The sequence below is a fragment of the Hassallia byssoidea VB512170 genome, assembly GCF_000817785.2.
In the GTDB taxonomy this organism is placed as follows: domain Bacteria; phylum Cyanobacteriota; class Cyanobacteriia; order Cyanobacteriales; family Nostocaceae; genus Hassallia; species Hassallia carrinoi.
On the sequence record NZ_JTCM02000171.1, the window covers coordinates 1 to 8955 of the forward strand.

An 8955-nucleotide genomic window follows, 5' to 3' on the forward strand; every position below is an offset into this window, starting at 1 on the left:
TACTTGCCTTTTTACCATTCTTACGAATATGAGTTGATTCACACCTTGGACATTGCATAACGATCGCTTGAATTCATACTTCAATTATGCAACGCCCGAATTTGCTTAGTTTTGGCTAATCGTGAAGCGATCGCACCGATGATTGGTTGCAATGCCAAAAAGCGCAATTGCTTGTTTTGCCAAGAAACAAATTCGTTATTACGAATAACATCGTACCCATCTTTAGGCTGCCAATCGCTATAACCGCTGCTGATAGAAAGTAGTGTATCTCGCTGTCCTCGGTAGTATCTTTCACTACCTTTAATTGCCTCATCAATAATTTCCTCAGCAAGCACTTTTTGAGAGATATACCACCCGTGTTCCTCATAAAAAGCAACATCTTCAGCAGTTGGTAAAAGCGCTAGCAGTTCTTGGTTTAGATGTTGGGCATCGGGCATGGGGAATAGGGCATGGGTAATGGGTAATGGGTAATGGGGAACTACCAATTACCAATTACCTTTTTCCCAATTCCCAATGCCCCATGCCCCATGCCCAATTACCATTATCTAAACTTTTGCTTCCAAAGACTTGAGCAATTCTGTATTAACACCTGACTCGCGAATTAAAGCAATTTTGCCTGTTCTGGCTATTTCCTTTAAACCAAATTTTTGCAACACTTGCACGATCGCTACTATTTTACCTGGATCGCCCACAACTTCCAAAGTTAGGGAATCTTCTGCCACATCTACGACTCGCGAGCGAAAAATCTGAGATAATTCGATAATTTCTCCACGGTTGTTGCTATTTGCATTTACCTTCAACAGCATCAATTCTCGCTCTACACAAGGAGTCTCGGTAATGTCTTGCACCTTGAGGACATTCACTAGCTTGTATAATTGCTTGGTGAGTTGCTCGATTACGCGATCGTCACCTGGTACAACCATTGTAATCCGCGAGACTCCTCCCTGCTCGGCAGGACCTACGGCAAGGCTTTCAATATTAAAACCGCGACGGGCAAATAAACTAGAAATTCGGGAAAGAACTCCCGCTTCATCTTCTACAAGAACAGAAAGAGTGTGTTTCATCTTCGCGGCTGTTTTGGCTAGGGCGACATTTTTTTGACATCCTCCCGCCGCCTACCTCTTCGAGGTCAGGCGGGGGATTCCAAACTTCACAGTCTGGGTTTTCTGCTTCTTTGACTCTTGACTAGATATTTCTATCCCCGCCAGACCGTCTCCACAGACGTTTTGAAACACCGCTTGTCCATCGGCGTCCAGGCTTAAAAGTCCTCGCTTTTTCACTACTTGGGCTGCTGCTACATCCCTATCGGTTCGATATCCACAAACACAATCGTGTAAAGAGACACTTAAATCTTTTGGAGTGTGAGTATCACACATCGGACAGGTTTGAGATGTGCCATTGCAATCGACTCTGGCAAAGTACACGTCGCGCTGACAACATACCCAACTCAAAATATTTAGAAACTGACCGAAACCAGCATCCAAGGTATGCTTACATAGCATTCCTCTCGACATTGCTTTTAGGTTTAAGTCAAGAGCAAAAATCATCCCTGCTTGATTACAGAGATGATGGCTAAGTTGAAAATGCCAGTCCTTCCTTGAATTGGAAATATGTTCGTGCAATAGAGCTATTTTTTGGTTGAGCTTGCGCCAATTCTTACTACCTTTTTTCTTACGTTTTAACCGTCTTTGTAGCAATTTCAGCTTACTCTGGGTATCCACGAAGAAACGAGGTCTTTCAACCAATTCCCCTGACGATGTAGCAACAAAAGCGAGCAATCCGACATCAATTCCTAATGGTTCCCCATGAGGAGGTATATCAGGTACATTCACGTCGCATTGCAATGAAAGCATCACGTAATAACCAGATGCACGTTTAACAATCCGAGCCTGTTTTAAGGAAAACCCGTCAGGTATCGGACGAGATAAATGCATCTTGACCATACCAATACTAGGCAGTTTAATGATATCCCCTACTATATCTTTTTCATTCATTTGCGGAAATACAAATGAACGCATCTTCTTCTTAAAACGGGGAAACCCAAACCCTCTTGACCACATCGACACAAATGCTGTTTCAAGTTGCTTTAGAACTTGTTGCAACACTTGCGAATGAACTATTTTCAGGTGGGGATATTCTTTCTTGGCTGCGGTTAGTGCTTTGCACTGACTAGCATAGGTAGGTCGCTTGGTATCCGGTGGAATTATATATTCCGAGACGATACTACAAGCATTGATATCGCACTTCCTAGAGTTAGCCCAGTCTTTGCGTTCTCTTAATGCAAAATTCCACATCGAACGACAGATTGACAACCATCGGTCAAAAACCTGTATTTGTTCAAGCGTGGGAGCTAATTTGTACTCGTAGGTCAGTGTTATCATACAAATACAATATCATACTTTAGAAAATGAGTATATATTTTCTAAGGATGCTAACGCTTCGCTACACTTCGTGAACGCGATGAAGTCCCATCCGCGCTAGTCGCTGTGGTCTATTGATTATTGGTCGGCATTCATCTGTTCGGTTTTATTGCCTTGGGCAATCAGGTGGGAGCCTTCTGCCGACATCAAGGTAACGCAGACATCATCTGCTATCTTACGTTATACGTAACTACTAAATTTTTCGTCTAATCTTTCATTCTAAACCAAAGACATGTATTTTGTACAGTTTTTTTGGGAAGTTTTGCGGAAATCATACCGCCAACTAGATTATTCTCTTTTCATAGGTAGATGTCGATTTTCTGTGACAGCTTTTATACTCAAATTGTCATGAATTTTTAATAGGAGAAAAGCGTTTATGGGTTGGTTAAAAAGACTTTTTGGCATGGAAAAACCCCAAAATGCAGAAGTAAATCCTGAGCCGCAGCCAGTACCACAAGCTGTTAGTACTGCTGCTCCAGCTGCTACTCAATCAATTCCCCCAGAGCGCGTAGGGTTGAATGGAGAGTACGATCAAAGTGGTTTGGCAAAGCGGGTTGCTTTAGCGTTCGATCAAGATGCCCAACTCGATGATGTTGATACACTCTGGGTTGCTCAAACTAGCGGAACTGTAGTCTTAAAAGGCAAAGTTCCCAGCCAAGATATTTTAAACAAAATGGTTTCTGTAGCGCGATCGGTTAGTGGTGCTACTGGTGTTGATACTACTCAAGTGACAATTGGTTAGCAACTCGTAGTGAGGACTTTAGTCCTCTGCTTGAATAGCACTCTTCGTGCTTACCCTTCGGGTTCTGAAGTCGCTCATGGGGGAAACCACGGCAGGTGCTTTATGCCGGGGAACCCGTCCACCGCACTGCAGGACCAAGACCGCGCTGGCTCACTACATGTCTCAATCCAATCTAAAATAGCTTGGTTGACTCGTTCTGGACATTCGTCATGGGGACAATGACCCACATCTTCTAGGTTTAACAGTTGCAATTTATCGTTGTACTGAGTAAATCGATTCGCAAGTACTGGGGGAACAAATCGGTCTTTTTGTCCCCAAATTAACAACATGGGAATTGTTAAGGTTGGTAACACTGTCTTGACATTAGGACTAAAGTTAACACCGATCGCTGCTTTAAATAAAGCACTAAAAGCACGCGCCGAACCCCGGTCTTGAGGCGGACCTGCTAAAATTTCTATCAGTTCATCGGTGATCGCTTCTGGGTTAGCATAGGCTATACTTGCCCAACGACGCAAAATACTAGGCTGCCGGACAAAGTGAAATATCGGTTTGAGGATTAACGGGGAAGCGACAAGCTTTTTGATTGTCATGACTGCCGATCTGAGGAAAGCCGGGATCGCTTCTTGCTCTAATGACGGATCGGGTAAACTCATCATAACGATTCCTTGCACCATTTCTGAATGAGCGGCAGCGATCGCTAACGAAATCAGCGAACCATTGGAATTACCGATTAATACCACTGGTTGACGGATAAATGCTTTCCAAAAATCGTAAACTTGCTCTGCCCATAGTTCGACGCTGTAATTCACAGGTGCTTTTTCCGAAGCGCCAAAACCCAGCATATCTAAAGCATATACTGTATGGCGCGAGCCTAACACTTCTAAATTGTGTCGCCAATGACCAATTGAAGCGCCAAATCCATGCAGCAAAATTAAAGGTGTGTCTGAGTGGTTATTTTCGGTAGGGCGAATATACGTATAGCGGATTTGCCTACCCCGCCAAACCCAGTCTCTTTGATTACCAACTCTTTGCTGCCAGTGTACCTGAGCGGTCACACTTACCTCCAATTTATCAGCTGATTGTGATATTTACATGAAAATATACTGAAAAATAACAATATAAATTAATTGACAAAAATGTTACAATAGTTAAAGTTTATAACTGTTGTGTAATTTAGATTAACTATTGGGCAGAAATTCTCTCACAGTGAGTAGAATGACATATACCACAACCAATAAACTACTTTATGGATTAGCTACCATAGAACTATAGCTTATTTTTTGAGTTTCAGTCCTCAAGAAGCGCGATCGCGCTTATTGCTTGTTGAGGCGTACAACTCAACACCAAGTCCAATTCTTTACAACCAAACAGCCCCCAAAAATCATACATGACGCCTGTGATTGAGAAAAAAAGAACTCGCGATCTGCCTCAAATTAACGAAAGAATTCGCTTCCCGAAAATTCGGGTCATTGATACTGATGGCGCCCAACTAGGAATTATCACTCCTCAGGAAGCACTGCAACTAGCAGAAGAAAAAGAGCTTGATCTGGTGCTACTCAGTGACAAGGCTGACCCCCCGGTTTGTCGGATTATGGACTATGGTAAATACAAATTTGAGCAGGAGAAGAAGGCGCGGGAAGCCCGGAAAAAGCAGCACACCGCTGATGTCAAAGAAGTGAAGATGCGCTACAAGATAGAAGAACATGACTACAACGTGCGTGTCAAGCAAGCAGAGCGCTTTTTGAAAGATGGTGATAAAGTCAAAGCCACTGTGATGTTCCGAGGTCGGGAAATTCAACACAGCGACCTAGCAGAAACTTTGCTCAAGCGAATGGCTACTGACTTAGAGCCATTTGGTGAGGTACAGCAAATGCCCAAAAAAGAAGGGCGAAATATGATGATGCTCATATCGCCTAAGAAATAACGATCCGATTGTTTTAGAGAAGACTTTTTCTCTAAAACATAAATAAAATCGACTTATAGGTCGTTTAAATAAATTAACAAACGATAGTCCTGAACGCTGAGTGGGAAAGATAATACTCAGTTGCTCAGGACTTTTGCCATTTTTGGGGAATGGGGAGTGGGGCAGGGGGCAGGGGGCAGGGAGAGTTTGTCTTTTCGTCTTCCTTGTCTCCTCCCTCTCCCTTGTCTCCCTTGTCTCCCATCTCCCCATCTCCCCCATCCTCCCTACTCCCTACTCCCCACTCCCCACTCCCTAGAAAATACAACTTGCATGGAACTAAAAAATCTCTCTTTTGTTGCGAAAAATAAAGGTGTTCTGCTGCGATTGCTCAAGTGGGTGAATCTCCGACCGGAGGAGAGCGATCGCACATTGTTAATGTTTGCTTTTTATACAATTACATCTATAGGATTGCGCTGGTCTGAGGATAGTACGGTAGCGCTTTTTTTAGATCAATATGGCGCAAAGTCCCTGCCTTGGATTTATATTGCTAGTGCAGCGCTTGGTTCTATACTGGTTTTTTTTTATTCTTGGCTGCAAAAGATTTTTCCCTTGCGCTTGGTAATTGTGGCGATCGCACCTTTTATGGTCGTGCCACTAATTTTACTACCTTTTGGTTTGCAAGTTTCACCGTTTCAAGTCATTAGCATATTTCTACTGCGCTTGTGGGTAGATGCCTTTTACATTGTCAATGACCTCAATACCTCAATCGCTGCCAATCAACTATTTAATATTCGCGAGATTAAGCGCACCTACCCATTAATCAGCAGTGGTATTTTAGTTGCTGATGTCCTCAGTGGTTTTAGTTTACCTTTACTGCTGCTATTTGTCGGATTGCATAACGTCATCGTTCCCTTCGCTGCTGGGTTCATCGTTTTGGGAACTCTAATTCTCTGGTATCTCACTCACAACTACCGTCAAGCTTTTCCCAATGCTCCACAACGACTGATTCCCACAGCATCACGTTCTACAAGAAGCCGTCTCACAGGTCCTGTGAAGCGCTATGCATTGCTGTTGTTTGCGTTTTTTGCGTTGCTGCAAGTCATGGGGGTTTTAATCGACTTTCAGTATCTCACTCAACTGAAGTTAAATTATAACGACAAACAAATCGCCAGCTTTCTAGGGATATTTGGTGGAATTACCGGACTGTGCGAATTGATTATGCAGTGGTTTATCTCCAGCCGATTGCTTGAACGTTCTGGGGTGTTTGTTGCCGTTGCCACATTACCAGCTAGCGTAACAGTTTTGATACCAATAATTATTCCGATACTCGGTTTATTTGTGGTGATGCAAGGGGAAAACTTTTTCTGGGGTTTAGTGATTATCAAGTTTCTAGACGAACTTCTGCGCTATACCTTTGTCGCTAGTAGCGGACCATTGCTGTTTCAACCAATACCCGCGAAAATTCGTAGCCGAGTACAAACATTTTCCGGTGGGGTTGCGGAAGCGTTTGGTGCTGGGACGGCAGGTGTAGTGATTTTAGTTACTTTGTGGCTGTGTACGCGGTTTATGCCTATGACCGGACACGATTTAGTGTTATTGCTCTTAACAGCGATCGCTGGTGTGATTTGTCTTGGTGTAATTTGGTTGCTGCAAAAAGGCTATGTTGAACTGTTAGTCTCAAGTGCAGAACAAGGTCAAATTAGTGCTTCAAATATAGATTTGCCACTATTCAAGCAGGTGGTAGTAAAAACTTTAGCAGAAAAAGGCACAGAAACAGATAAACGCTCTTGCATTGAACTTTTATCTCAATTTGACCTTCAAGGCGCCGCAGAAGTTTTAGCATCCTTGTTAGTGAAGCTATCCCCAGATTTACAGAAGTCGAGTTTGGAGGTGATGCTGAATGCAGGTGCAAATGCAGCTTATTTACCTGAAATTCGCACTTTATTAGCACAGCGTCAAGAAATTACCCCAGAAGTTTTTGCTCTTAGCTTACGCTACATTTGGCTAGCTGAACAAAATCCAGATTTAGGGAAATTAGAAGAGTATCTGCACCCGCAAGAAAATTCACTTATCCGAGGTACTGCTGCTGCCTTGCTGTTACGTCAAGGAACACCAATGCAAAAAGTAGCAGCAATGCATACTCTGCGAAAAATGCTGACTCACAAACTTGAACTTGAACGGATGAATGGAGTCAAAGTATTAAGAGGATCTGTTTATTTACAAGCGCTGCGAATTCACATTCCCAATTTATTGCAAGATGACTCTTTACGGGTGCGTCGTGCTGTATTAGAAATGATTGTCGCAAACCAATTAGAGGAATATTATTCAGCATTATTAGCAGGGCTTTGCTATAAATCAACTCGCAATACAGCAATGCTTGCCTTAGTGCAATTAGAAAACGAAGCTTTACCGATGTTGTTGAGCCTTGCTACTAATATTTATAAACCGGATGTAGTGCGAATGTACGCTTGGCGCACTATTGGTCAAATTCCCACCCTGGAAGCAATGGATATTTTATGGGAGCAATTAGAAATATTTCGGGGTACAAGTAGAGATCATATCCTTAACATTTTACTTAAAAGGCATAAACAAGAAGGAATTGTCAGTTTAGTGGATGCGTTACATCAAAGTAAAGTTGAAAGGTTAATTGAGCAGGAATTAACCTTTTTAGCGGAAATTTACGCTGCTTATATAGATTTTAAAACTCAAGGCGAAGTCTACGCCGCTTATATAGATTTTAAAATACAAAATACTCTGGAAAAATCACCAAAAAGTGAAAGAGTAATTACTATACTATCGTTGATGGAACACGCACTTTTAGAATTAGAAATTGATGTGAAAGAGCGATTGCTGATGTTGCTGAAACTGCTTTACTCTCAGGACAATGTTCAGGCAGCGGCGTTTAATCTTCGGTCTCAATCAGCGGTAAACTTAGCACGGGGGTTAGAAATTTTAGAGCATACAGTCAATTTGCCGAGTAAATCTGTGTTGGTGAATATTTTTGATCGGCGATCGCCTGAAGAAAAACTACAGCATTTGGTGTCTAAAGGAATGGCTGAATATCAACAAATGTTATTAAGCGATCGCACTCGCAGATTGATCAGCTTGGGAAATTTACTTTCCGATTGGTGCTTGGCTTGCTGTTTTCATTTTGCCCAAGTTGCTTGTATTCGATTGACAATTCCGGAAATTATCGCAACTTTGCGTCATCCTACCGGATTTGTGCGAGAAGCAGCGATCGCGTATTTAAGTGTAGTTTCACCCCGCGTCCTTTTAGAACTTCTACCTCAGTTAAAAAACGATCCACACCCTCTAGTAATTGCTCAAGTTAAAAAGTTGATTGAAAATAATTATGCTAACTAGCGTTGACCGTTTATTATTTGTTCGTCAAGTCCCGATTTTTGAGAAACTGCGGGATGATTTTATTGTTAGATTGGCTTCGGTGATGGATGAACTTTCGTTTCCAGCTAATTATGGCATTTTTAAACAGGGAGAAGAAGGGCGATCGCTTTACATTGTTGTTTCCGGTAAAGTTAAAGTTCATATCGGTGATAAACTTCTGGCAGAAGTCCCTAAGGGAAAATACTTTGGCGAAATGGCAGTATTTGATACCGAACCTCGTTCTGCCTCCGCAACTACTTTAGAACCTTGTGAATGTTTAGAACTAACGCAAGAGCAACTATACGACGCGATTGAAGAAACTCCAGAAATAGCTGTAAATATTATTCGTGAACTATCTTGTCGCATTCGAGAACTTAACCAGAAAATCAATGCGATCGCCCTGAAAAATTAGCCTTGGACTGAACCCGGACAAAAATGGACAGGCTTCATCCTTTGTGACTCGCTATCGTGTTGAGGATCTTTAAAACAAGCCTGTCCATTTTTGTCTA

Annotated in this window: 10 protein-coding genes; 5 read left to right on the forward strand and 5 right to left on the reverse strand. The window is 42.4% G+C overall.

Annotated features, from left to right (window positions below):
• The 4 genes from PI95_RS37690 to PI95_RS33560 all read right to left on the reverse strand — a co-directional run.
• Positions 1-58 (reverse strand): transposase-like zinc-binding domain-containing protein (locus tag PI95_RS37690; protein ID WP_444881584.1); only part of this gene is annotated, 58 nt, incomplete at its 3' end.
• A 22-nt stretch (positions 59-80) separates the two neighbouring features.
• Positions 81-485 carry a phytanoyl-CoA dioxygenase family protein gene (locus PI95_RS33550; RefSeq protein WP_163519430.1) on the reverse strand — a complete coding sequence of 135 codons (405 nt, stop codon included), beginning with the start codon at positions 483-485 and terminating at the stop codon, positions 81-83.
• Positions 486-545: 60 nt separating this feature from the next.
• On the reverse strand, positions 546-1064 hold the full coding sequence (gene ilvN / locus PI95_RS33555) for an acetolactate synthase small subunit (RefSeq protein WP_039747340.1): 519 nt from the start codon (positions 1062-1064) through the stop codon (positions 546-548).
• A gap of 51 nt (positions 1065-1115) precedes the next feature.
• Positions 1116-2381: an RNA-guided endonuclease InsQ/TnpB family protein gene (locus tag PI95_RS33560; RefSeq protein WP_039747339.1), complete on the reverse strand. Its 1266-nt coding sequence runs from the start codon at positions 2379-2381 to the stop codon at positions 1116-1118.
• 415 nt (positions 2382-2796) lie between these two features.
• Here PI95_RS33560 and PI95_RS33565 point away from each other — a divergent pair, with 415 nt between their 5' ends.
• Complete coding sequence (locus tag PI95_RS33565) at positions 2797-3162, forward strand: BON domain-containing protein (RefSeq protein ID WP_039747338.1); 366 nt, start codon at positions 2797-2799, stop codon at positions 3160-3162.
• Between the two features lie 74 nt (positions 3163-3236).
• On the opposite strand, the gene PI95_RS33570 is transcribed toward PI95_RS33565, so the two are convergent.
• Positions 3237-4217: an alpha/beta fold hydrolase gene (locus tag PI95_RS33570; RefSeq protein ID WP_163519431.1), complete on the reverse strand. Its 981-nt coding sequence runs from the start codon at positions 4215-4217 to the stop codon at positions 3237-3239.
• 332 nt (positions 4218-4549) lie between these two features.
• Between PI95_RS33570 and infC the strand changes: the two genes are divergently transcribed.
• The 4 genes from infC (at position 4550) to PI95_RS33590 (ending at position 8858) form a co-directional block, all read left to right on the forward strand.
• Positions 4550-5086 (forward strand): translation initiation factor IF-3, encoded by a 537-nt coding sequence (gene infC, locus PI95_RS33575; protein WP_038296281.1) that lies wholly within the window; start codon positions 4550-4552, stop codon positions 5084-5086.
• 149 nt (positions 5087-5235) lie between these two features.
• Positions 5236-5433 (forward strand): hypothetical protein, encoded by a 198-nt coding sequence (locus PI95_RS33580; RefSeq protein ID WP_163519432.1) that lies wholly within the window; start codon positions 5236-5238, stop codon positions 5431-5433.
• On the forward strand, positions 5396-8428 hold the full coding sequence (locus PI95_RS33585) for a hypothetical protein (RefSeq protein WP_039747336.1): 3033 nt from the start codon (positions 5396-5398) through the stop codon (positions 8426-8428). Before PI95_RS33580 ends, PI95_RS33585 begins: the two co-directional genes overlap by 38 nt.
• On the forward strand, positions 8418-8858 hold the full coding sequence (locus PI95_RS33590) for a Crp/Fnr family transcriptional regulator (protein ID WP_039747335.1): 441 nt from the start codon (positions 8418-8420) through the stop codon (positions 8856-8858). The genes PI95_RS33585 and PI95_RS33590 overlap by 11 nt, the downstream gene beginning before the upstream one ends.
• The last annotated feature ends 97 nt before the right edge of the window (positions 8859-8955 follow it).

Bases quoted from the DNA above. Each gene is read 5' to 3' on its own strand.
- ilvN (WP_039747340.1), bottom strand. From the start codon at position 1,064: ATGAAACACACTCTTTCTGTTCTTGTAGAAGATGAAGCGGGAGTTCTT.
- PI95_RS33560 (WP_039747339.1), bottom strand. From the start codon at position 2,381: ATGATAACACTGACCTACGAGTACAAATTAGCTCCCACGCTTGAACAA.
- PI95_RS33565 (WP_039747338.1), top strand. From the start codon at position 2,797: ATGGGTTGGTTAAAAAGACTTTTTGGCATGGAAAAACCCCAAAATGCA.
- infC (WP_038296281.1), top strand. From the start codon at position 4,550: ATGACGCCTGTGATTGAGAAAAAAAGAACTCGCGATCTGCCTCAAATT.
- PI95_RS33580 (WP_163519432.1), top strand. From the start codon at position 5,236: ATGGGGAGTGGGGCAGGGGGCAGGGGGCAGGGAGAGTTTGTCTTTTCG.
- PI95_RS33585 (WP_039747336.1), top strand. From the start codon at position 5,396: ATGGAACTAAAAAATCTCTCTTTTGTTGCGAAAAATAAAGGTGTTCTG.
- PI95_RS33590 (WP_039747335.1), top strand. From the start codon at position 8,418: ATGCTAACTAGCGTTGACCGTTTATTATTTGTTCGTCAAGTCCCGATT.